At 69.1% G+C, this 246-nt stretch carries 1 protein-coding gene; it reads left to right on the top strand.

The genetic code is table 11. From position 1 onward, the window contains the following. Positions 1-217: short-chain fatty acyl-CoA regulator family protein (locus G8O24_RS45515; protein ID WP_306666345.1), on the top strand; the 217-nt coding region annotated here is incomplete at its 5' end. Positions 218-246 lie beyond the last annotated feature (29 nt).

Genomic DNA, 246 nt, shown 5'->3' with positions numbered 1-246 from the left:
CGGCTGCGAGATCCGCCATGCGGCGCGTCTGACCTACGCCGCCGGCATCGACCTCGAGAAGACGGAGGGCACGCCGATCGGCGTCAACTGCCGCCTCTGCGAACGCGAAAACTGTTCGCAGCGCGCCATCGCCTGGATCGAGAAGGATCTCGGCGCGCTGCTGGCAGGGCATGCAAGCGCCGCCGCGGGGCCGGTGATCGTGCATACGCTGGCGTGAGCTCTCTCCACGAGTCGTCCCGGCGAAGG

Source organism: Bradyrhizobium campsiandrae (assembly GCF_014529705.1).
In the GTDB taxonomy this organism is placed as follows: domain Bacteria; phylum Pseudomonadota; class Alphaproteobacteria; order Rhizobiales; family Xanthobacteraceae; genus Bradyrhizobium; species Bradyrhizobium campsiandrae.
This window is presented reverse-complemented; position numbering and strand designations above follow the sequence as displayed.